The organism is Shewanella gaetbuli (assembly GCF_023284065.1).
In the GTDB taxonomy this organism is placed as follows: domain Bacteria; phylum Pseudomonadota; class Gammaproteobacteria; order Enterobacterales; family Shewanellaceae; genus Shewanella; species Shewanella gaetbuli.
Genome location: NZ_JAKIKP010000002.1, coordinates 142,846 through 165,702, shown reverse-complemented (window position 1 = coordinate 165,702; position 22,857 = coordinate 142,846). Strand labels below are relative to the sequence as shown.

The following is a 22,857-nucleotide window of genomic DNA, read 5'->3' as shown; positions in this document are numbered from 1 at the left end:
TTAGCGTTAATAGAAGTTTTAACTGTGGTTGAGTTTGATAGAATAAGTTTAATAGACTCCATTTGATGAATTTTAGTAGAGCAACTTTGTATGTATAACGAATCTCCCATTATCCGTCGACCTTCAACACGTATTTATGTTGGTAATGTTCCAATTGGTGATGGCGCACCGATTGCTGTGCAGTCGATGACCAATACTAAAACGAGTGATGTGGCCGCAACAGTTGCGCAGATTAAGGCGCTAGAAAACGTTGGCGCAGATATTGTTAGAGTCTCTGTGCCCACAATGGATTCGGCTGAAGCTTTTAAATTAATCAAGCAGCAAGTCAATGTGCCTTTAGTGGCCGATATTCACTTTGATTACCGCATTGCCCTAAAAGTGGCTGAGTACGGTGCAGATTGTTTACGTATTAACCCAGGCAATATTGGTAATGAAGATCGCATTCGTAGCGTAGTTGATTGCGCTCGTGATAAAAATATTCCCATTCGTATTGGGGTTAATGGTGGTTCATTAGAAAAAGATTTAATGGACAAATACCGTGAGCCGACACCTGAAGCATTACTTGAATCAGCCATGCGTCATGTGGATATTTTAGACCGCCTTAACTTTGACCAATTTAAAGTGAGCGTAAAGGCATCTGATGTATTTTTAGCGGTTGAATCTTATCGTTTATTAGCCAAGCAAATTCAACAGCCTTTACACTTAGGGATTACTGAAGCGGGTGGAATGCGCTCTGGCTCAGTGAAATCTGCAGTGGGATTAGGCATGTTATTGGCTGAAGGTATTGGTGATACATTGCGTATTTCTTTAGCAGCAGATCCTGTTGAAGAAATTAAAGTCGGTTTTGATATTTTAAAATCATTACGCATTAGAAGTCGTGGTATCAACTTTATTGCTTGTCCATCATGTTCGCGCCAAGAGTTTGATGTCATTGCAACTGTAAATGAATTAGAGCGTCGCTTAGAAGATGTTACTACCGCTATGGATGTGTCGATTATTGGCTGTGTAGTGAATGGCCCTGGAGAAGCATTAGTTTCTCAAATTGGGCTTACTGGTGGTAATCGTAAAAGTGGTTATTATGACGATGGTGTTCGTCAAAAAGAGCGTTTTGACAACGACAACATTGTCGATTCTTTAGAAGCTAAAATCCGCGCTAAAGCCAGTTTAATGGCCAACCGTATCGACATTAGTGATAAAACTGAATAATTTTGTGCCTGTGCTAACAAGCTTACTTTTTAAGGTATGCAGCACGGGCGATGTTTTTTATTGGCGTTCTAACATGATCAGCCAGGCAATATAACGGACGAGTTACCTGTGGCAAAACAAATCCAAGCAATTCGTGGTATGAATGATCTTCTACCAGCCCAAAGCCCTGTATGGCAGAAAGTAGAAGCGATTATCCGCTCTTCTGTGAGTGCATTTGGTTATAGCGAAATACGCACTCCAATAGTGGAAAGTACTGACCTTTTTAAGCGCTCTATTGGTGAAGTCACCGATATTGTTGAGAAGGAAATGTATACTTTTGAAGATCGTAACGGCGACAGTTTAACCCTAAGACCAGAAGGTACGGCATCAACGGTTCGTGCGGGTAATGAACATGGCTTGCTTTATAATCAAGAGCAACGTTTATGGTATATGGGGCCGATGTTCCGTCACGAGCGTCCGCAAAAAGGGCGTTACCGTCAATTCCACCAATTTGGTGTTGAAATCTATGGTATCGGCAGTGCTGATATCGACGCAGAAGTGTTAATGCTGTCTGCAAGATTATGGCAACAATTAGGTATTGAAGAACACGTTTCATTAGAGCTAAATACCTTAGGTGATCCCGCTGAACGTGCGGCTTATCGTGATGCATTAATTGCCTTTTTAGAGCAGCATCAAGACCAGCTTGATGAAGACAGCAAGCGTCGTATGTACACTAATCCATTACGGGTTTTAGATTCAAAAGATCAAAATGTACAATCGTTGCTAGCGAATGCTCCAGCATTGATGGATTATTTAGGCGAAGAGTCGAAAACACATTTTTCAACTTTATGTGAACTCTTAGATGCTGTTGGTATCAAATACACCATTAACCCACGACTTGTTCGCGGGTTAGATTACTATAATCGTACCGTTTTTGAGTGGGTTACAAGTAGTTTAGGCTCTCAAGGCACTGTACTTGCTGGTGGTCGCTATGACGGTCTAGTTGGTCAACTTGGCGGGAAAGATACTCCGGCTGTCGGATTTGCCATGGGGATTGAACGCATTGTTTTAATGCTTGAAACCCTAGCGCTTAATGACGATATTGCCCCTGAAGTGGATGTTTATGTCACTGCAATGGGTGATAAATGCCTAGTTGAAGCAATAAAAATCGCTCAGGAGTTGCGTCAGCAGTGTCCAACGCTTAAAGTCATGAGTCATTGTGGTGGCGGCAACTTTAAAAAGCAGATGAAACGTGCTGATAAAAGCGGTGCACAGTTTGCGTTAATTATTGGTGAAAATGAAATTGCCAATAATCAAGTAGCGATTAAACCATTAAGAAATAACAACGAACAACAATTAGTTACCCGTGAAGAGTTGGTAACTAAAATTGCAGAACTGATTTAATAAAGGGGAAGTGCGCGTGGAAATTTATAGCACAGAAGAACAACAAGTAGATGCTATTAAGCAGTTCTGGAAAGATTACGGCACATCAATTGTGATTGGTGCTGTAGTAGGTTTAGGCGGTTTATATGGTTGGAATACTTATTCTGACATGAAAATAGCCTCGTCAGAGCAAGCGTCTGAGTCATATGACCAACTTACTGCTAATGCTGATAACCCTGCTGTATTTTTAGAAGGCGCGGAGTCTTTTGTAAAAGAGCATGATCAAGCAGGCTATCAAGCGCTATTAGAATTACTGACCGCAAAAGCGGCCGTTGAAGCGGGTGATATCGACAAAGCCAAAGATGCATATAAACGCATTATTGCTGCTAAGCCAGGTGCGGGTGTTGAAACGATAGCAACCATTCGTTTGGCTCGTTTACAAGCTGAGCAAGGCAATGTGGGTACTGCATTAAAAACGCTAGATACCGTTACTGATGATGCTTTTAAGTCACAAAAAGAAGAGTTGAAAGGTGACTTTTTAGTGCGTCAAGGTGATTTAGAATTAGCAAAGCAAGCATATCAAACCGCAATTGATAATGGCGGTGCGTTAACTAACCCAGCATTAACAATGAAGTTAGATAACCTAAACAAGGCATAAGGAATTAGCCAATGAAGTTATGGTGCAAAAATCTGCTTACCGCTGGCTTAGCGATAGCCGTTATATCAGGATGTTCATCTAGTGATGTTGAAGATGAGCCTGTTAGTGAGTTAGCAGAAATACAAGCTACTGTGTTTCCTGAAGTGGTTTGGAGCGAAAATGTAGGCAAAGGTGTTGGCGAGTATTATTCCCAACTAAGACCTGCAATTCGCTACGGCAAAATATATGTCGCTGATCGCGAAGGTCATGTTAGTGCTTATGATGAAAAAACATTAGAGCGTGTATGGCATACAAACTTTCAACATGAGCTAAAAGATTATCTTAAAACAAAAACTAAAGGCATAAACTTAGCTGCAGGTGTCACCGCCGCTCGTAACAAAGTATTTGTGGGTGGAGAGTCGGGTTTATTAGTCGCACTTGATGAAAAAACCGGTGAGATTTTATGGACTGCAGAAGCTAACGGCGAATTGTTGTCTGAACCGACAGTTGCAGAAGATGTGGTTGCGGTTAATTCTAGTAAAGGGGCTTTTGAAGCATTTAATATCGACACAGGTGAAAAGCTGTGGACCTATGAAATGCAACTGCCAAACTTAACCTTACGTGGAACAGGCTCTGCAGCTTATGAAGCTGGTGGGTTTTTCTTAGGAACAGCAGACGGCAAGGTTGCTGTGGTGGTTAAAAATAACGGTCAAGTTGCATGGGAACAGGCAATCTATACCCCAACAGGCGGAAACGAGTTTACTCGTATGGCCGATGTGGATATGAAGCCGCTTATTTTAGGTGAGAACCTTTATGCTGCAAGTTACAATGGTAACTTAGCGTCAATGGAATTAAGAAGCGGACGAATCATTTGGTCGCGTAAGTATTCGAGTTTCAATGAGTTAGCTCATGCGGGCATTAGTTTATATTTAGTTGACGATCACAGCCGTATTTATGCGGTAGACCGCCGTAATGGACTAGAGCTATGGTCTAATACTGAGCTTAAAAATCGTGATCTGACTTCTCCTGCCATTTTAGGTCAATATATCATTGTGGGTGACTTTGAAGGTTACTTACATGTGCTAGACCGTGAAGATGGTAAAATTGTCGGTCGAGTAGAAGTTGATAGCGACGGCTTATATAGCCAACCATTAGTGGTTGATGATAAAATCTACTTACAAGGCCGTAATGGCGAACTTTCTATTGTTGCTTTAGCTGAAAACAATAGTGAGCAAGAATCAGACGTTGCTGCAGACGAATAACCCTGCAGCAATTTCTATACAATAAGGTATAATGTACCTTATTAGAGCCCCTGGAAGCTTTCCGGGGGCTTTTTATTGAGATGTTTTTTAGAGGCAAAACCATGATCCCTGTAGTGGCCCTTGTTGGGCGACCCAATGTCGGTAAATCGACGTTATTTAATCGTCTAACACGTACTCGTGATGCATTAGTCGCTGATTTTCCAGGCTTAACACGTGACCGTAAATATGGTCGTGCTTTTTTAGCTGGCTATGAATTCATTGTTGTTGATACCGGTGGTATTGATGGCACAGAAGAAGGGATTGAAACCAAAATGGCTGAGCAATCTCTTGCCGCCATTGAAGAAGCGGATGTCGTATTATTTTTAACTGACGCTCGTGCTGGCTTAACCGCCGCAGACCAAGCGATTGCCCAACATCTTCGTAGCCGTGACAAAGTGACTTTTGTAGTAGCTAACAAGGTTGACGGTATTGATGCTGACTCAGCTTGTGCAGAGTTTTGGTCATTAGGTTTAGGCGAAGTTTACCAAATGGCTGCAGCGCAAGGTCGCGGTGTGACCAATATGATTGATTACGCATTAACTCCTTATGCAGAAGCTATGGGTATTGAGCGTGATGAAGAAGATAAAGACGCGGTTGATGAACGCGAATACACCGAAGAAGAAGCCGAAGCTGAGCAAGCCCGTTTACAAAGCCTGCCAATCAAGTTGGCAATTATTGGTAAGCCTAATGTTGGTAAATCAACACTGACTAACCGCATTTTAGGTGAAGAAAGGGTTGTAGTTTACGATGAGCCAGGTACGACTCGTGACAGTATTTATATTCCAATGGAACGTGAAGGTCGCGAATATATCTTAATTGATACCGCAGGTGTGCGTCGTCGTAGTAAGGTTCATGAAGTGATTGAGAAATTCTCGGTCATTAAAACCTTAAAAGCCGTTGAAGATGCCAATGTGGTGTTGTTAATTATTGATGCCCGTGAAGGTATTGCTGAACAAGATCTGGGTCTATTAGGTTTTGCGTTAAATGCCGGTCGTGCTTTAGTGATTGCGGTGAATAAGTGGGACGGTATTGACCAAGGGGTTAAAGATCGCGTTAAAAGCGAGTTAGACCGTCGTTTAGGGTTTATCGACTTTGCTCGAATTCACTTTATTTCAGCGCTTCATGGTACGGGTGTCGGTCATTTATACGAATCTATTGAAGAAGCGTATGACAGTGCGACTCGTCGCGTAAGCACTTCAATGCTGACTCGTATTATGCAAATGTCTCAAGATGATCACCAACCACCATTGGTTAACGGCCGTCGTGTGAAATTAAAATACGCTCACGCTGGCGGGTATAACCCACCGATTGTTGTCGTGCATGGTAATCAGGTAAGTAAACTTCCTGATTCATATAAGCGCTATATGATGAATTACTTCCGTCGTTCGTTAAACGTGGTCGGTACTCCAATTCAGTTGCGTTTCCATGAAGGGGCGAACCCGTTTGAAGGTAAAGGTGAAAAACTTACCCTAAGCCAAGAGCGTCGCCGCAAGCGTATGGCAAGTCATGTTCGCGACCGTAAAAAATAATCTTTATCGCTAACATCAGCTTAAAATAAAAAAGGATCTAACATGGTTAGATCCTTTTTTGTTATCAAATTTCTATCATTAGATTTACCGCTCTATTCCACGACTTCTAGCATTATTTGAATGGGATGACCTTGTAGGTGCCACTCTTTGCTGCGGCTGACGAACGGTGTTTGACGGCCTAGCATGACTAGAGTGTCTAACCTGGTTTGAACTTCTAATCTGATTAGCGTTTCTTGCATGATTAGATGGCTTATTCACACTGGGTCTTGATATTGCTGCCCGATCATAGCTTTTATTTTGTCCGTTACTCATACGGTTTGGTTTAATGTCTCGTTGGCGGCTGTTGCTATGAACATCACGTTGCAAATGAGACTGTACTTTAGGTTGTTGTACCGGACGCGTGTTATTACTCGGTCTGGTTAACTCTTTACTTCTATCCGGTCTTGCACGGTCAGAACTAACGCGATCCGGTTTGCTAACCGATGGCTTATTAGGCGCCATACGGTTGTTGCTGTAATTGCTTTTGTCACGACTTTTATCTTTCGGTGACTGATGCAAGCCTTTATTTACCGGCCTAACCTGGGTCGATAAATTATGTTTATTATGGTCACGTTGCACATCTCGCGTTAACTGATGCTTATGTCTATTGGGAGTATTGTAACGTTTGCTAACCGCTTTGTTACGGTATGCAACCCCATGACGATGCGCTGGTTTATGTTTCCAACGTTGTGCACCGCTACTATAAGCTATTTTACGTGGTGCCTTATAATAGTGGCTGTGACGATGATTTATGACCACAATGCGGCGATGTGACCAGTGCACAGAGCCGAAAAAGTAATTAAAGCTAATGTGAACTCGTGGCCCCCAAAATATTGGGCGATGAAAACCATATACCGGACGGGTGTACCAATATACGGGAGGATAAGCGTGCCAGCGCCAGCCACCATAAACGACACGGGTATCATAGTAGGGCACGTAGACGATTTCAGGCTGTGCGGGTTCGATAATAATTTGCTTTTCAACTTTAGTGACTTTCATGTTTTCCATGTCATCTAGGCTGTTAGCATTATCAGCTTCATGGCGTAAGGTTTGCACCATTGCCAACACCGTTTCTTCATCCTCTAAAAAGGCATCTCCTAGGTTTTGTGTCCATTCCAAGTCATCGCTTAATTTCTCTAATACCGTTGGGAAAGCGGTCAGCGCGATCACGCTAGGGTCCCAAGATTGCTTTTCAGCTAAGTCCATTTTGGCTTGTGTCTCTAATTGGTCATGCTTTTTAGACCAACGATGAGCTTGAACCACTTCTAATGGATAGGTCGATGCAATCAATATATGGGTTAACAAGCTGTCAGGGTATAAAGCTATCGGCGCGAGTGCTTGGGCTAATTCAGCCTCAGACAAAGATTCAACCTGTTGTTGGCCGTTTTGCTCTGCAAAGGCTTCTGGCACATAGGCTAATGATATAAAGCTTGAAAGAGTTAATGCCATGAGTGCCAGTAAAGGACGTGCTACCGCTTTCTTCATCGTGGCTAACCATGAAGTGTTTTGTTGCTGTAATGCAATTAAGTGGGTCGGTTGCATATTATCTCCAACACATTGAGTGAATATAGCGAGATAATACCTAGGTGAAAATGAACATAAGCTGAAAGCTGACCAGAGAGTTAATTATTGGCTGAAGATAATTGAAAACTTTGCGCCTCCAAGTTCAGCTGATTGCCCAACCTGAAGCTTGCCTTGATAACTATTAACGATATCGCTAACAATGGCCAAACCAATTCCATGACCTTGTTGGTAGGTGTCAGCTCTTGCACCACGCTCAAAAATGGAGGCTTGCTGTTGTTGGGTTAAGCCAACCCCGTCATCTTCTACTTGAATGGTTAAAGACTCTGCGTTTGAATATATGCTTAATAACACATTATGTTTTGCGGCTTTACAGGCGTTATCCAGCAGATTGCCAATCATTTCGCTTAAGTCGGCACTGTCGCCTTTAAAAATGGCGGCTTGTTGGTTATCTATGTGCAATTGATAATCGATGTCTTTATTGGCATCGTGATAAATTTTACCTAAAGTACGCACCAGTTTTTCAGCAGTATCATTCACGTTTACCCCTAAGTGCCATGCATTACTGCCAACGCTTTGGGCTTTTTTAAGTTGATAACCAATAATATGGTTGATGTGATCAAGTTGTTCTTGGCTGTCTTTATTTAGTTGTGGCTGAGACTTTATTACCGCTAGGGGCGTTTTTAAGCTGTGGGCTAAATCTGCAAGGGCATTTCGGTAGCGGTTTCGTTGTTGTTTTTCAGTATGTAGTAGAGCGTTTAACTGTTTTGCTACGCGGTTCAATTCTTTAGGGTAGGACTGATTTAACTCTGTTAATTTACCCTGTTCGACTAAAGTGATTTCATCACTGAACTGGTTTAGCGGCTTTAACGTCCAAGTTAACCAAACGACTTGGATCACCACAAGTACCAGCATCAAGATGCCAATCCATACCCACAGAGTAGAGTTAAACTCATCAACCTGAAACTGATAATCAGATTCATCTTTTATGATGTGAATGGTTAATGGCACCAATTGATTTTCTGTCGCGAACCTAACCGTAAAGCTATAAGTGACATGTTTTACGCCGTCAATTTTAATGCGATAAAATAAACTTTCACCCGCTTTAGGGCTATTAAGTTCAGGGGCATTGATGTCAAAGAATGAGTCAGAAGACCAAATGATTTTACCTTTAGGATCACTGATTAAGGCATACAAGCCTGAACCAATAACGTTGAATTGGTTTTCCACCAAATGTGGCGGCATATTGAGTTGACTGTCTTCAACTTCTGTTACCGCCAGTACGCTATACATATAAGCTTTAAGCTGATTTTCTATCGACAGCGCGATTTGGCGCTCGAAAGCTTGATTAACAGTAAAACCAATAACCGGTAGCAGTACCATAATAAGCAGCAAACCGCTGGCAATAAACCTTGCTTTTAAAGAATGATGCCAAGGTTTAGATGGGGTCATTTATTCAGCACTCAGTGAACGCAAGCGATATCCTTGACCGCGCAAGGTTTCAATTAATTGATAGTGATTATTGGGGTCGAGTTTTTTACGTAAGCGACGAATAAATACTTCAATAACATTAGAGTCTAGATCAAAATCTTGATCGTAAATGTGTTCAATTAATGTCGACTTAGAGATCACTTCGTCTTGGTGCAGCATAAGGTATTCAAATAATTTAAATTCTGAACTACTTAATGTGACCACTTGGTCATTCATGGTTAAGGCTAATGTGCGGGTATTTAATTGAAGTGGCCCGTTAATAATAATCGGACTGGCTTTTCCGGCAGAGCGACGAATTAGCGCGTTTATTCTGGCGACTAATTCTTCTACTTGAAACGGTTTAGTTAAATAATCATCTGCACCTGCATCTAGACCTTTTACTTTATCTTGCCATCCATCTCGTGCAGTTAAAATTAGTACGGGATAGTCACCACCTTGCTCGCGCAGTTGTTCAATTAAACTAATGCCGTCTATTTTGGGTAAGCCAACATCAATAATCGCCGCGTCAAAAGCCGTTTCCAACGCTTGAAATAAGCCATCTTCACCGTCTGAAGCAACATCAACACTATAATTGGCTTGTTTTAGGTGGTCGGCAAGATTGGCTTGTAAGCTTAGGTCATCTTCAACTAACAATAATCGCATAGTTAATTCCTTGATACTGAACCGGATACGGCATTAACAGTCGCATAAAACACCACGCCATCATCACTGAGTAACTTAACTCTGTAACCGGGGTTTCCATTGACCTGACTTGACTGTACTCGTAATACCTTACCGCCAAATTGTCTTTGAGCACGGCTTGATGCCTGTTGTGGACTTTTGATGGCGAGCTTTTTAGTTGATTTAGCCCCTGGCCCCGGATGTGATACTTGCGAATGGCCATAATCAATAGTGAAACGTTGGCCGTAACTGGGTAGGGATACGCCTAACCAGCAGATTATGACCAAAGGTAAAATTACCCAGCATTTGAGTTGCATAAAGTTCATCTATTTATCCAATAAATCGCTACAGAGGTTGTCAATATGTTTCATTAAAGGCGCTTTTATTCAGTAGTTTGCTGTAAACACTATCATTGCGATTAAGTCAGTGTAAAAGATCCTCTGCTTGATAGAAATAGTCGGGGTTAATTATCTACAGCATTAACTGAATACAAGCTGAATATTTTAGCCATATACAAAAATGTTTACTGATGAACGTTTGTTGCGCGTGTTCAGCTTCAATTCATTTTGCATGCTTTTTAATGTTGTTAAGCCAATAAGCATTAAGGATAGATTATGAATTTGGATTATTTAACAAAATCAATAACAGCGACATTAACAATCTCAGTGTTTGGTGTATATGCTGCATTGCTGACAAGTTCTGCTGTTTTAGCTGAGCCTTCATCTAAAACACTGCCACCATTGTCTGTTAGTGAAGGGCATGCTGTTAATCAACTTAATGGGCAAGATCTGAGTGCATCAATTATTGAAAAACAAATTGAAACGCTTAAACAAATGCCGCAAAACCAGATCAATACGCCTAACAAGATTACTGAACGTGACCAGCGCATTAAGGCCTATCAACAAGGCGAAATAGCGCCTCCTGATTTTAAGGCCACTCAACTTAAACAAGGCATTCAGTCTAATGTGGTGCAAGCGCGAATAGGCTACCGAGACTTTGTTATTTATGATGCATTTAGTCGCTTATTTGATGATTTTAATGGCGACGGTTACTACCATTCTTTTAGTGTGACCTTTGACGCGGATGTATATGGTTTTACGGTTAATGACCCCGCTGATGTTTATGCCGAAATGTATTTAAGTCGTAATGGTGGCCCGTGGGAGCATTACCACACTACAGATGTGTTCACTATTTATGGTGAGTCAGATGAAGATGATTTTGAAGTGATTACCACCTTGGCTCAAGGTTATAAAACTGACTATTACGATGTGCTAATTGATTTGTATGAATATGGCTACCCAGAGGTGGTGGCAACATTAAGTGCTGATGAGTCAGATGGACTTTACGCGTTACCTTTACAAAGTCGTGACCGAGATATCTATTATGAAGAAGAGGTTGGTTATGTTTCCGCCGGAGGGTTATCAATTGGGGTTTTAGGCTTGTTATTGTTACTGGCCTTGATGAAAAGAGGTATGCCGTGTCTACGCAAGTAACTTGGCACTCCCAGTTATATTCAATCAAGCATTAACACCATTTATGCTTCCTTGAACGAGTTTGCCACATTGACTCACTCGTTCAAGTCATAACGTTAAACCACTTTAGAGATAACTTCCCCTTGTTTTAACTGGGTTTTTAATACATCGCCACTTTTCACTTTAGCAGGGTCAGTAAGCACTTTATCATTATGTTTAGTGATCGAGTACCCGCGGGATAAGGTTGAAAGAGGGCTAACGGTTTCTAAGTGATGAACCGCTTGCTGCAAGCGAACATCGGCTTGGCGGAAATAACTTTTAGCTGCATCATTAAAGCGAGTTTGCAAAAAGGTCAGTCTATTGCCTTCTACTTTTAAATGATTAACCGGTGAACACTGCTGTAAACGACTATTTAATTGCTGTTGTTGCAGAGTCAAACGGCTTATTCGATGTTGTAGCGCATTGTTGAGGCGCATTTGTAACTCATCAAAGCGTTGCTCGTACTGCTGTAATCGTCTAATTGGGTCATGGCGCTGTAGTTGGTGTTGTAAAGAGTCTAGTCGACTATGTTGATGCAACTGATAATGACGCATACTTTGCTGCAGCCTTGCCGTCATGGTAATAAGCTTGTCGGTTTTATTACCTTTGTCTTGTGATAATAACTCGGCTCCTGCTGAAGGCGTTGGGGCGCGAACGTCGGCGACATAATCACTGATGGTGGTGTCAACTTCATGGCCAACGGCACTGACTACAGGTATGGCACTGTTATAGATTGCATGAGCTAACAATTCATTATTAAAGCACCATAAATCCTCTAGCGAACCACCACCACGAGTTAATAGCAGTACATCTACTTCAAGGCGACGGTTTGCTTGTTGAATCGCATTGCAAATCAATTGGCTAGCTGCACCGCCTTGAACTTGAGTGGGATACACCACCACCTCAATGGAGGGGTCGCGCCTTGCCAGTACATGCAGTACATCGCGAAGCGCTGCGCCTGTGGCAGAGGTAATGACGCCAATTCTTTGAATATTTTTCGGTAATGGGCGCTTAGTGTCGTTGGCAAATAGTCCTTCAGCGGCCAATTTCATTTTTAATGCTTCAAATTCTTGGGCAAGTAAACCATCACCTGCGGGCAGCATAGATTCTATTAATAATTGATAATCGCCCCTAGGCTCGTAAACACTAATAGCCCCTTTAACTAACACCTGTTGGCCATTGGCTGGACGAAAACGAACAGACTGGTTTCTGCCTTTAAACATGGCACAACGAATTTGAGAAAAATTATCTTTTAAAGTGAGATACCAGTGTCCAGAAGAGGGCGAAGAAAAGTTTGAAATTTCGCCATTTAGCCAAATTTTGCCCAACTGCCCTTCTAAAATTTGTCTGACTTCACCGTTCAATTTAGAGACGGTATAAACATTGTTTTTTGTGGCACTCATGACTGTTCTTATTCTAAGGGTAATAAAAACCTATTTTCCATTTACCAACCACAATATGCAAGGTATAATCCCGCCGCAATATTTCACCCAAATCCTACTTAACTAGGGAGATGTTGCCATGTTACGTTTACTGAAAGATGCACTAACCTTTGATGATGTGTTGTTGGTTCCTGCCCACTCGACCGTACTCCCTAACACCGCTGTTCTCAAAACACGATTAACCGATAAAATTGAGCTAAATATTCCATTAGTTTCTGCTGCTATGGATACTGTAACCGAATCTCGTCTTGCAATTGCAATGGCGCAGGAAGGTGGCTTAGGTTTTATTCATAAAAATATGAGTATTGAGCAACAAGCCGAAGAAGTCCGTAAAGTTAAAATTTACGAAGCAGGTGTTGTTCAACAGCCTGTTACCGTTACCCCAGCTACTAGCTTAACTGATTTACGCGCGTTAACTGAGCGTAATGGTTTTGCTGGCTATCCCGTTGTTAACGATGCACACGAATTAGTGGGTATTATTACAGGCCGTGATGTGCGTTTTGTGACTGATTGGAGCAAAAACGTTGCTGACATGATGACCCCAAAAGATCGTTTAATTACGGTTGCAGAAGGGACTAAGCTAGACGAAGTACAAAAGTTAATGCATTCAAACCGTATTGAAAAAGTATTAGTTGTTGATGATCACTTCAAACTAAAAGGCTTAATCACGGTTAAAGATTTCGAAAAAGCCGAGCGTAAGCCTAACGCCTGTAAAGATGAGTTAGGTCGTTTACGTGTTGGTGCCGCTGTAGGTGCTGGTGCGGGTAATGAAGAACGTATCGACGCACTAGTGAAAGCCGGTGTTGACGTACTATTAATTGACTCTTCTCATGGCCATTCAGAAGGCGTATTGCAACGCATTCGTGACACACGCGCTAAATACCCTGATCTACAAATTGTGGGCGGTAACGTTGCAACTGCAAGTGGCGCATTAGCGCTAGTAGAAGCGGGCGTTAACGCAGTTAAAGTGGGTATTGGCCCTGGTTCAATTTGTACAACCCGTATTGTAACTGGTGTGGGTGTGCCTCAAATTACTGCGGTTTCTGATGCGGCTGAAGCTGTAAAAGCGTTAGGTATTCCAGTTATTGCAGACGGTGGTATCCGTTTCTCAGGTGACTTAGCTAAAGCGTTAGCTGCCGGAGCATCATGCATTATGGCGGGTTCAATGTTTGCCGGTACTGACGAAGCGCCTGGTGAAACTGAACTTTATCAAGGCCGTGCTTACAAGTCATACCGTGGCATGGGCTCGTTAGGTGCTATGGGTCAAAGCCAAGGTTCATCTGACCGTTACTTCCAAAGTGATAATGCGGCTGACAAATTAGTGCCAGAAGGCATTGAAGGTCGCGTACCGTACAAAGGTAAACTAAAAGAAATTATTCACCAGCACATGGGTGGTTTACGTTCATGTATGGGGCTAACTGGTTGCGCCACCGTTAAAGACTTAAATGAAAAAGCGCAGTTTGTAAAAGTGACTTCAGCGGGTATGGGTGAGTCGCATGTACATGATGTGACCATTACCAAAGAAGCACCTAACTACCGTTCAGGTTCTTAATATATTTCGAGGGCGGCTTATGCCGCTCTTATTTTATCGATTAAACATCGCTTAGACATTGGGTTTAGGTGAATGCATCAACCATTATTTAAAGGTAATCCATGAGTAATATCCATGAGCATAAGATACTGATCCTCGATTTTGGATCTCAGTACACCCAACTTATTGCCCGCCGTATTCGTGAAATCGGTGTTTATTGTGAGCTATGGGCTTGGGATGTGAGCGAAGCACAAATTCGTGAATTTGCCCCAAATGGTATTATTTTAGCCGGTGGCCCAGAAAGCGTAACAGCTGATAATTCACCACGCGCTCCTGAATATGTGTTTAATGCTGGCGTACCTGTATTAGGTATTTGTTATGGCATGCAAACCATGTCAGAACAGCTTGGCGGGAAAGTGATTCAAGGTATTGGCGAAGGTGAGTTTGGTTACGCCCAAGTAGAAGTACAAACTGAATCAGCATTATTTAAAAGCATTGAAGATGCTGTTAGCGCTGAAGGCAAGCCATTACTAGACGTATGGATGAGCCACGGTGACAAAGTGTCTGTTATTCCTGAAGGCTTTGTCACAGTGGCTAAAACTGATACTTGTCCATTTGCTGCAATGGCTAATGAAGACAAAAAGTTCTACGGCGTACAATTCCACCCAGAAGTGACACACACTCGCCAAGGTAAGCGTATGCTTGAGCATTTCGCACTTGATATTTGTGCCTGTGAAGCAAACTGGAAGCCTGCATCAATTATTGAAGACGCCATCGAGCGCCTGAAAAAACAAATTGGTGATGATGAAGTTATTCTTGGTTTATCAGGCGGTGTCGACTCGTCAGTTGTGGCCATGCTGTTACACCGCGCTATTGGTAAACAGTTAACCTGTGTATTTGTTGATAACGGCTTATTACGCTTAAACGAAGCTGATCAAGTATTAGAGATGTTTGGTGATCACTTCGGGCTAAATATTGTTCATGTTGATGCTGAAAACCGCTTTTTAGATGCATTAGCTGACGAAGCTGAACCAGAAGCAAAACGTAAAATTATTGGTAAAGTATTCGTTGATATTTTTGATGAAGAATCTAAAAAATGCGTTAACGCTAAATGGTTAGCCCAAGGCACAATTTACCCAGATGTTATTGAATCTGCAGGTAGTGCTACGGGTAAAGCTCATGTTATTAAGTCGCACCATAACGTAGGCGGATTGCCAGACGATATGGAGTTAGGCTTAGTTGAGCCATTACGTGAATTATTTAAAGACGAAGTGCGTAAAATTGGTTTAGAGCTAGGCTTACCTTACAACATGCTTTATCGCCATCCGTTCCCAGGCCCTGGTTTAGGGGTACGTGTTTTAGGTGAAGTGAAAAAAGAGTATTGTGACTTACTTCGTCGCGCAGATGCTATTTTCATTGAAGAGCTACACAAAGCAGACTTATACAACAAGGTTAGCCAAGCCTTTACGGTATTCTTACCTGTTCGCTCTGTGGGTGTAATGGGCGATGGCCGTAAATATGATTGGGTTGTCTCGTTACGTGCGGTAGAAACTATCGACTTTATGACGGCACATTGGGCGCATTTACCTTATGATTTCTTAGGTAAAGTCTCTAATCGTATTATCAATGAAATTGATGGTATTTCACGTGTGGTTTACGATATATCTGGCAAGCCACCTGCAACAATTGAATGGGAATAATCCGTTAATTGTTGTTTATTGACAAAAGACGCTTCGGCGTCTTTTTTTATTTGCTAAAATAACCTTGAATTTATCTTAATATCAGCAAAAACATGCAAAAATCTTCACTCAACACTAATCAACCACTGACCGATAGCGAACAGCGTGCCATTGATGAAAAATGGATGACGTTGGCAATGCAATTAGCCCATGAAGCTGAATTGAAGGGGGAAGTTCCTGTTGGCGCGGTGCTAGTGCAAGATGACGTGCTTATTGCTAGTGGCTTTAATTTAAGTATTTTAAATCATGATCCTACCGCACATGCTGAGATGGAATGCATTAGGCAAGCTGGACAGGTACTTGAAAATTACCGCATGCTAGACACCACCTTATATGTCACTTTAGAACCTTGTGCTATGTGCGCAGGAGCTATGGTGCATAGCCGCATTAAACGGGTGGTATATGGTGCAGATGATTTAAAAACCGGTGCCGCAGGTAGTGTGATTAATTTATTGCAGCATCCAACGTTTAATCATCAACTAGAGGTGACATCAGGAGTGTTAGCTGTTGAATGTGCTAGCCAATTGAGTGCTTTTTTTAAGCGCCGGCGTGCTGAGAAAAAAGCGGCTAAGCAGGCATCTATAATGCAAACGAAATAAGGTTGCTGGTTGTCTGATTTTTTGAGTGATAGAAGAATAACAAATAAGGTTCCGGCGATTGAAACTGACCGGAACAATCAAATGTCTTATTTAGCACTAAAGGAGTTTATTTAACTCATTAGTGGATTGAAAAGCAAAATAGCTATACTGCCTGTTTTTCAATCGGCGCTTTTGCTGTTTTAACATCACTCGTCTTCTTGAACTGATATTATTCGATAATGGCCTTCTCATGGTAATTCCTTGTCAGTTAAGTACTGCTATTGAGTGATTGATAATTGTTTATTACTTCAGTTTTAGTTGCTTATGACTTCAAGTGTTAACCCTGTGGCGCAAGGGTGTCTTCTGCGGGAGTCATTTCTGTTTCAGCAATGGCCTCTTGGGTGTCATCTTCCAGTTCAATCAGTTGTTTTGATTGGTTATCTACCCACACTAGTGTGTCATAGTAACGTCTAATACTATCAACATAATGTACTGCTTCACTGCCTCGGGCATAGCCGTAACGGGTTTGTTTGTAATATTTAGATTGTTGCAATAATGGCAATACTTTTTTAACGTCTCGCCATGCACTTGGGTCCATTCCCATTGACTGAGTTAATCTTCGGGCATCTTCCACATGACCTAAGCCAATATTATATGAGGCTAAGGCAAACCAGATTCGTTGGCTTTCGGGAATAGACTCTGGCACGCGTTTAATCATGTCTTTAAGATATTGCGCACCACCGCGAATGCTTTGTTCGGGATCTAAACGGTTACTAACACCAACAGAGGCCGCGGTTGGCAGTGTTAGCATCATCATTCCGCGCACCCCGGTAGGTGAGCGGGCAGAGGGGTTCCAATGTGATTCTTGGTAACTGGTTGCTGCCAGTTTGCGCCAGTCTAATTCTCCAGCATATTCTTCAAATAAACTGCGGTATTCTGGTAATACGTTATCAATGGCGCGAATAAATGCTCGGGTATCTACATAGTCAAAACGCTTAACGTGGCCAAAATATTTTTCGTTTAAACGTTCTAGGGTGCCAGCACGTTTCTCTTTGTGCCAAAACGCAAGCAGTTTACTCATAAGACGATCACTGTCATTGGGCGGTAATAACCACACTATTTCCACTTTTTCATCTAGAATCATACCTGCGCGCAATTCGGGTAAATAGCGTTGATTAATTAGTAAGCTGTTTGAGTCAGAAATGGTGTAGTTGACTTCACCTTTAGCCACTAATGCAAATAAGTCTTCATAATCTTTATCATCGACCTGACTCCACATTAACGAAGGGTAATTTTTTTGAAGCTGCGTAAGGGTGTATACCGATGATGAATTTGACACTACCGTGATTTCACCAGGGAGTGAGGCTATGTCTTTAGGCTCAGGCGTCCCTTCTTTATACACCAACACCTGGTTAACCTTATACATAGTGGGGCCAAGTTTAAATTGCTTATATCTGTTCGGGGTTTTAGCGATACCAGCGGCAATAATATCTATGTCACCTGATTTTAGAGCGTTAAACAATTCTTTGCGATTGGTAAAAGGTATCATGCGCAGAGGGACGCCAAGATAGTCTGAAAATTTATTGGCCATTTCATAGTCAAAACCTGATTCACCCAACTCTTCCGAGTTAAGATAAATTTGTGGCCCATAGAGTGTGCCGACTTTTAATTCGGTGCGTTTGGCACTGGGTGAAATAATCTGCTCTGGTTGAGGTGTTTCATTTGGCTGGCAGGCCGATAATGCAACCAACAACAGCAAAGCAGCAAATTGTTTAATCATATTTATCAATTAGCAATTTCCAATAAACTTGTTGAAAACGAAGTGTTTTTTTGCAAGAAGCTTAAACGTTGTTAAAGGCGTCGTGGTTGTCAATATTTCGCATACTTTAACAGGAGTTATCAAAATCACATAGTGGCGGTCAAAAAATACTCAATCGTGGTGTTGGCCTAGGTGTTTTTTGAGTGTTTATCGGCCATAAATAAGCCCATTTTAAATACAAAGTTGAGTATAGTTGATATTGATTGAAGCAAACTTAAATAGAGCGATTTTGTTTTAGCCTATTGTGGGGTCGTTGAACTTTTTGATGATGGTTTTATGCTTATAAATATTATATTTTCCTTGTTAAATGTCGCCTGAGGTCAATGGTATATTTTTGCAAAAAGGAAACACTGTTTTGCAGCCTGATGGCAGGTGATTTGTACCGTGCAATTCCCTATAATACCGCCAATTCTGACCCTCCTATATAATTTATAAGGTGAATAGACGTGATGGAAATCATTCGCGGAGCCCCAGCTCTTTCAGCATTTAGAGTTCAAAAACTCATGGAGGCCTGCGAAAACGCAGCGCTTCCAGTGACTAACATCTATGCTGAATACATGCATTTAGCTGATTTAACTGAACAACTAGATGATAATGAGCGTGTACAGCTTGAACGAATCTTAACTTACGGTCCTGCTATTGAGTCGCATACTCCACAGGGACAAGTTGTCTTTATCACCCCCCGTCCGGGCACTATTTCGCCTTGGTCTTCAAAAGCAACTGATATTGCTCATAATTGCGGCCTAGCAAAAGTGACTCGTTTAGAGCGCGGCATTGCCTATTATGTTGAATCTTCAGAGCTGTCAAATGAACAACAAAAACAATTAGTTGATTTATTACATGACCGCATGATGGAAGTGGTATTAGCTGACTTCGAATCTGCTGAAGTATTATTTGCTCGCACTGAGCCAGCACAATTCACCAGTGTTAATATTCTTGCTGAAGGCCGCCGTGCTTTAGAAGAAGCCAACGTTAAACTTGGTTTGGCGTTAGCAGAAGATGAAATTGATTATCTAGTTGAAAACTTTATCCGTTTAAATCGTAACCCGAATGACATCGAGTTAATGATGTTTGCTCAAGCTAACTCTGAGCATTGTCGTCATAAGATTTTTAATGCAGATTGGACAATTGATGGCGAAGTTCAGCCTAAATCATTGTTCAAAATGATTAAAAATACCTTTGAAGTAACCCCAGACAACGTGCTGTCTGCATATAAAGATAATGCGGCGGTTATGACAGGTTCTGTTGCAGGGCGATTCTTCCCAGATCCAGATGGCGTTTATAACTATCACACTGAGCCAATGCACGTGTTGATGAAAGTTGAAACTCACAACCATCCAACAGCCATTAGTCCGTACCCAGGTGCGGCAACCGGCTCAGGTGGTGAAATCCGTGATGAAGGTGCAACAGGTCGTGGTTCTAAGCCTAAAGCGGGTTTAACTGGCTTTACGGTATCAAACCTTAAAATTCCTGGTTTTGTTCAACCATGGGAAAGTGATTATGGCAAGCCTTCACGTATTGTTACGCCATTAGAAATTATGCTTGAAGGCCCATTAGGTGGCGCTGCATTCAACAACGAATTTGGCCGTCCAGCACTAACCGGTTACTTCCGTACTTATGAGCAAGAAGTGTGTAGCCATAACGGTGTTGAAGTGCGTGGCTACCACAAGCCAATTATGATTGCGGGTGGTTTAGGTAATATCCGTGAAGAGCATGTACAAAAGGGTGAAATTACCGTCGGTGCAAAACTGATTGTACTTGGTGGCCCTGCCATGAATATTGGTTTAGGCGGTGGTGCTGCATCTTCAATGGCGTCAGGCCAGTCGAGTGAAGACTTAGACTTTGCTTCTGTTCAGCGTGAAAACCCAGAAATGGAACGTCGTTGTCAGGAAGTGATCGACCGTTGTTGGCAGTTAGGTGATGCTAACCCAATTCAGTTTATTCATGACGTGGGTGCAGGTGGTTTATCAAATGCTTTCCCTGAATTAGTCAATGATGGTGACCGCGGTGGCGTGTTCAACTTACGTAACGTACCGTCTGATGAGCCAGGTATGAGCCCATTAGAGATTTGGTGTAACGAGTCTCAAGAACGTTATGTATTGTCTGTAGCGCCTGAAAACTTACAACAATTTGCTGATATTTGTGCTCGTGAACGTGCGCCATTTGCCGTTGTAGGTGAAGCAACAGAAGAAATGCATTTAACCCTTGCAGACAGCCACTTCAACAATAAGCCAATTGATTTACCACTAGAGGTTTTATTAGGTAAAGCACCTAAAATGAGCCGTGATGTGGTATCCGCTAAAGCGGTGTCGCCAGCACTTGATCAAACTAAAATTGATATTAACGATGCGGTAAAACGTATTTTAACCTTGCCAACAGTGGCTGATAAAACATTCCTTATTACCATTGGTGACCGCTCGGTAACTGGTTTAGTTAACCGCGATCAGTTAGTGGGCCCTTGGCAGGTTCCGGTTGCTGACTGTGCGGTAACGGCTTCAAGCTTTGACAGCTACTGTGGTGAAGCGATGGCAATGGGCGAGCGCACGCCATTAGCATTACTTGACTTTGATGCATCTGCTCGTATGGCCGTTGCTGAGTCAATTATGAATATTGCCGGCGCCGATATTGGTTCATTCAAGCGTATTAAGCTTTCGGCTAACTGGATGTCTCCAGCAGGTCACCCGGGAGAAGATGCGGGTCTTTATCAAGCAGTAAAAGCCATTGGTGAAGATTTATGTCCTGAGCTTGGCATAACCATTCCTGTAGGCAAAGACTCAATGTCGATGAAAACTGCTTGGGAAGAAAATGGCAGCCAAAAAACGGTGACATCACCTATGTCATTAGTGATTACCGCCTTTGGTGTAGTGCAAGATATTCGTAAAACGGTTACTCCTGAGCTTCGCACAGACAAAGGTGACACTGCGTTATTAATGCTTGATTTAAGCAATGGCCAAAACCGTTTAGGTGGTTCATGTTTAGCTCAGGTTTATAGTGAGCTAGGTGATGTTGCGCCAACATTAGATAAAACAGCCAATTTAGCGGGCTTCTTTGAAGTTATGCAACAGCTAGTCGCTGATCAAGCGGTGATGGCTTATCACGACCGCAGTGACGGTGGTTTATTTACCACGCTAGTTGAAATGGCCTTTACTGGTAATACTGGCTTAAATATCAACTTAGCTGAATTATCTGGTACTGATTTAGAGCGTTTATTCAACGAAGAGTTGGGTGCAGTTATTCAAGTTAGTGCTGCCGATGTTGCTGCTATAAAGGCACAGTTTGAAGCTAAAGGCGTGACTTGTACCAATGTGGGTACCATTACTGCTGATAACAATATTCGTATTACTGACGGTGCTCGCGTTATTTTTGCAGATACGCGTACAGCACTTCGTACTTTGTGGTCAGAAACCACTTATCGCATGCAAGCCCTACGTGATAACCCTGAGTGTGCTAAAGAAGAGTTCGAATTAAAGCAACAAGCTGATCAACCTGGTCTTACTGTGAAGTTAGGCTTCAACCCTAGTGAAGATGTTGCTGCACCTTATATTTTAAAAGGCGCAGCGCCAAAAATGGCTATTCTACGTGAGCAAGGTGTTAACTCTCACATTGAAATGGCCGCAGCATTTGACCGAGCAGGTTTTGAAAGCCGCGACGTTCATATGTCAGACATCTTATCTGGCCGCATTAGTTTAGAAGAGTTCCAAGGCTTAGTGGCTTGTGGTGGATTCTCTTATGGTGACGTACTTGGCGCAGGTGAAGGGTGGGCGAAGTCTATTCTGTTTAATGCCCGTGCCCGTGATGAGTTTAGTCGCTTCTTTGAGCGTGACTCAAGCATTGCGTTAGGTGTGTGTAATGGTTGTCAGATGTTATCTAACTTAAAGGAAATTATTCCAGGTAGTGAGCACTGGCCACACTTTGTGCGTAACCGCTCAGAGCGTTTTGAAGCGCGTTTCAGCTTAGTTGAAGTTCAAGAATCACCTTCAGTATTCTTTGACGGTATGGCGGGTTCTCGTATGCCAATTGCTGTGTCTCACGGTGAAGGTTTAGCTGAGTTTGCAAATGCACAAGCCTTAGCAAGTGCTGAAGCGTCAGGCACCATTGCATTGCGTTATGTTGACGGCAATGGTCAAGTGGCGACTCAGTATCCATTGAACCCTAATGGCTCGCCTAATGGTTTAACGGGTATTTGTACCACAGATGGCCGGGTAACGATTATGATGCCGCACCCTGAGCGTGTATTTAGAACGGTGGCTAACTCATGGCACCCAGAAGAGTGGGGTGAAGATAGCCCGTGGATGCGTATGTTCCGCAATGCACGAGTTAAAATCGGCTAGCACTTAATCACCGATAGCCAAATTTGGCTTAATATAAAAGCGACCTTCAATAGGTCGCTTTTTTTATGCGTGCTATTAGCGGTTACATAGTCTGATTGATTACAGCGTCAATAGGCAGTCTTAAACTCGTAACAACAGCCCATGAAAAAAGCCCCAAGCT

The 22,857-nt window shown here is 42.4% G+C and carries 16 protein-coding genes; 10 read left to right on the top strand and 6 right to left on the bottom strand.

Features of this window, described 5'->3' with window-relative positions; all coding sequences use genetic code 11:
* The first annotated feature begins 90 nt into the window (after nucleotides 1-90).
* From ispG to der, 5 genes are all read left to right on the top strand, one after another.
* Complete coding sequence (ispG, locus tag L2672_RS03430; protein ID WP_248994441.1) at nucleotides 91-1,206, top strand: flavodoxin-dependent (E)-4-hydroxy-3-methylbut-2-enyl-diphosphate synthase; 1,116 nt, start codon at nucleotides 91-93, stop codon at nucleotides 1,204-1,206.
* Nucleotides 1,207-1,314: 108 nt separating this feature from the next.
* Nucleotides 1,315-2,589: a histidine--tRNA ligase gene (gene hisS / locus L2672_RS03425; protein WP_248994440.1), complete on the top strand. Its 1,275-nt coding sequence runs from the start codon at nucleotides 1,315-1,317 to the stop codon at nucleotides 2,587-2,589.
* Nucleotides 2,590-2,605: 16 nt separating this feature from the next.
* The gene (locus tag L2672_RS03420; RefSeq protein WP_248994439.1) at nucleotides 2,606-3,226 is read left to right on the top strand and encodes a tetratricopeptide repeat protein; all 621 of its coding nucleotides are present in this window, start codon (nucleotides 2,606-2,608) and stop codon (nucleotides 3,224-3,226) included.
* A gap of 11 nt (nucleotides 3,227-3,237) precedes the next feature.
* A complete protein-coding gene (gene bamB, locus L2672_RS03415; RefSeq protein ID WP_248994438.1) occupies nucleotides 3,238-4,467 on the top strand; it encodes an outer membrane protein assembly factor BamB in 1,230 nt (409 codons plus the stop codon).
* Nucleotides 4,468-4,568: 101 nt separating this feature from the next.
* Nucleotides 4,569-6,035 carry a ribosome biogenesis GTPase Der gene (gene der / locus L2672_RS03410; protein ID WP_248994437.1) on the top strand — a complete coding sequence of 489 codons (1,467 nt, stop codon included), beginning with the start codon at nucleotides 4,569-4,571 and terminating at the stop codon, nucleotides 6,033-6,035.
* Nucleotides 6,036-6,119: 84 nt separating this feature from the next.
* Here the strand turns inward: der and L2672_RS03405 are convergent, their stop codons facing one another.
* The 4 genes from L2672_RS03405 to L2672_RS03390 form a co-directional block, all read right to left on the bottom strand.
* Nucleotides 6,120-7,616 carry a DUF3300 domain-containing protein gene (locus L2672_RS03405; RefSeq protein WP_248994436.1) on the bottom strand — a complete coding sequence of 499 codons (1,497 nt, stop codon included), beginning with the start codon at nucleotides 7,614-7,616 and terminating at the stop codon, nucleotides 6,120-6,122.
* An 84-nt stretch (nucleotides 7,617-7,700) separates the two neighbouring features.
* A complete protein-coding gene (locus tag L2672_RS03400; protein ID WP_248994435.1) occupies nucleotides 7,701-9,047 on the bottom strand; it encodes an ATP-binding protein in 1,347 nt (448 codons plus the stop codon).
* On the bottom strand, nucleotides 9,048-9,728 hold the full coding sequence (locus L2672_RS03395; RefSeq protein ID WP_248994434.1) for a response regulator transcription factor: 681 nt from the start codon (nucleotides 9,726-9,728) through the stop codon (nucleotides 9,048-9,050). It abuts the gene before it with no gap.
* A 2-nt stretch (nucleotides 9,729-9,730) separates the two neighbouring features.
* Nucleotides 9,731-10,072, bottom strand: coding sequence for a PepSY domain-containing protein (locus tag L2672_RS03390; protein WP_248994433.1), 342 nt, complete (start codon nucleotides 10,070-10,072; stop codon nucleotides 9,731-9,733).
* Nucleotides 10,073-10,360: 288 nt separating this feature from the next.
* Here L2672_RS03390 and L2672_RS03385 point away from each other — a divergent pair, with 288 nt between their 5' ends.
* Nucleotides 10,361-11,239 carry a choice-of-anchor H family protein gene (locus tag L2672_RS03385; protein WP_248994432.1) on the top strand — a complete coding sequence of 293 codons (879 nt, stop codon included), beginning with the start codon at nucleotides 10,361-10,363 and terminating at the stop codon, nucleotides 11,237-11,239.
* A 95-nt stretch (nucleotides 11,240-11,334) separates the two neighbouring features.
* Here L2672_RS03385 and xseA read toward each other — a convergent pair whose 3' ends face one another.
* Entirely contained in the window at nucleotides 11,335-12,660 is a 1,326-nt protein-coding gene (gene xseA, locus L2672_RS03380) for an exodeoxyribonuclease VII large subunit (protein WP_248994431.1), read from the bottom strand.
* Nucleotides 12,661-12,778: 118 nt separating this feature from the next.
* Here xseA and guaB point away from each other — a divergent pair, with 118 nt between their 5' ends.
* From guaB to tadA, 3 genes are all read left to right on the top strand, one after another.
* Nucleotides 12,779-14,251: an IMP dehydrogenase gene (gene guaB, locus L2672_RS03375; protein ID WP_248994430.1), complete on the top strand. Its 1,473-nt coding sequence runs from the start codon at nucleotides 12,779-12,781 to the stop codon at nucleotides 14,249-14,251.
* Between the two features lie 101 nt (nucleotides 14,252-14,352).
* Complete coding sequence (guaA, locus tag L2672_RS03370; protein WP_248994429.1) at nucleotides 14,353-15,930, top strand: glutamine-hydrolyzing GMP synthase; 1,578 nt, start codon at nucleotides 14,353-14,355, stop codon at nucleotides 15,928-15,930.
* Between the two features lie 92 nt (nucleotides 15,931-16,022).
* Entirely contained in the window at nucleotides 16,023-16,568 is a 546-nt protein-coding gene (tadA, locus tag L2672_RS03365; RefSeq protein ID WP_248994428.1) for a tRNA adenosine(34) deaminase TadA, read from the top strand.
* Nucleotides 16,569-16,884: 316 nt separating this feature from the next.
* Here tadA and mltF read toward each other — a convergent pair whose 3' ends face one another.
* The gene (gene mltF, locus L2672_RS03360) at nucleotides 16,885-18,327 is read right to left on the bottom strand and encodes a membrane-bound lytic murein transglycosylase MltF (protein WP_275974946.1); all 1,443 of its coding nucleotides are present in this window, start codon (nucleotides 18,325-18,327) and stop codon (nucleotides 16,885-16,887) included.
* A 488-nt stretch (nucleotides 18,328-18,815) separates the two neighbouring features.
* On the opposite strand from mltF, the gene purL reads away from it, so the two are divergent.
* Nucleotides 18,816-22,697 carry a phosphoribosylformylglycinamidine synthase gene (purL, locus tag L2672_RS03355; protein ID WP_248994427.1) on the top strand — a complete coding sequence of 1,294 codons (3,882 nt, stop codon included), beginning with the start codon at nucleotides 18,816-18,818 and terminating at the stop codon, nucleotides 22,695-22,697.
* Nucleotides 22,698-22,857: the final 160 nt, after the last annotated feature.

Coding starts and splice junctions, on each gene's coding strand:
- bamB (WP_248994438.1), top strand. CDS start 3,238: ATGAAGTTATGGTGCAAAAATCTGCTTACCGCTGGCTTAGCGATAGCC.
- L2672_RS03385 (WP_248994432.1), top strand. CDS start 10,361: ATGAATTTGGATTATTTAACAAAATCAATAACAGCGACATTAACAATC.
- mltF (WP_275974946.1), bottom strand. CDS start 18,327: ATGATTAAACAATTTGCTGCTTTGCTGTTGTTGGTTGCATTATCGGCC.
- tadA (WP_248994428.1), top strand. CDS start 16,023: ATGCAAAAATCTTCACTCAACACTAATCAACCACTGACCGATAGCGAA.
- guaA (WP_248994429.1), top strand. CDS start 14,353: ATGAGTAATATCCATGAGCATAAGATACTGATCCTCGATTTTGGATCT.
- L2672_RS03390 (WP_248994433.1), bottom strand. CDS start 10,072: ATGAACTTTATGCAACTCAAATGCTGGGTAATTTTACCTTTGGTCATA.
- L2672_RS03395 (WP_248994434.1), bottom strand. CDS start 9,728: ATGCGATTATTGTTAGTTGAAGATGACCTAAGCTTACAAGCCAATCTT.
- L2672_RS03405 (WP_248994436.1), bottom strand. CDS start 7,616: ATGCAACCGACCCACTTAATTGCATTACAGCAACAAAACACTTCATGG.
- xseA (WP_248994431.1), bottom strand. CDS start 12,660: ATGAGTGCCACAAAAAACAATGTTTATACCGTCTCTAAATTGAACGGT.
- purL (WP_248994427.1), top strand. CDS start 18,816: ATGGAAATCATTCGCGGAGCCCCAGCTCTTTCAGCATTTAGAGTTCAA.
- der (WP_248994437.1), top strand. CDS start 4,569: ATGATCCCTGTAGTGGCCCTTGTTGGGCGACCCAATGTCGGTAAATCG.
- L2672_RS03400 (WP_248994435.1), bottom strand. CDS start 9,047: ATGACCCCATCTAAACCTTGGCATCATTCTTTAAAAGCAAGGTTTATT.
- guaB (WP_248994430.1), top strand. CDS start 12,779: ATGTTACGTTTACTGAAAGATGCACTAACCTTTGATGATGTGTTGTTG.
- ispG (WP_248994441.1), top strand. CDS start 91: ATGTATAACGAATCTCCCATTATCCGTCGACCTTCAACACGTATTTAT.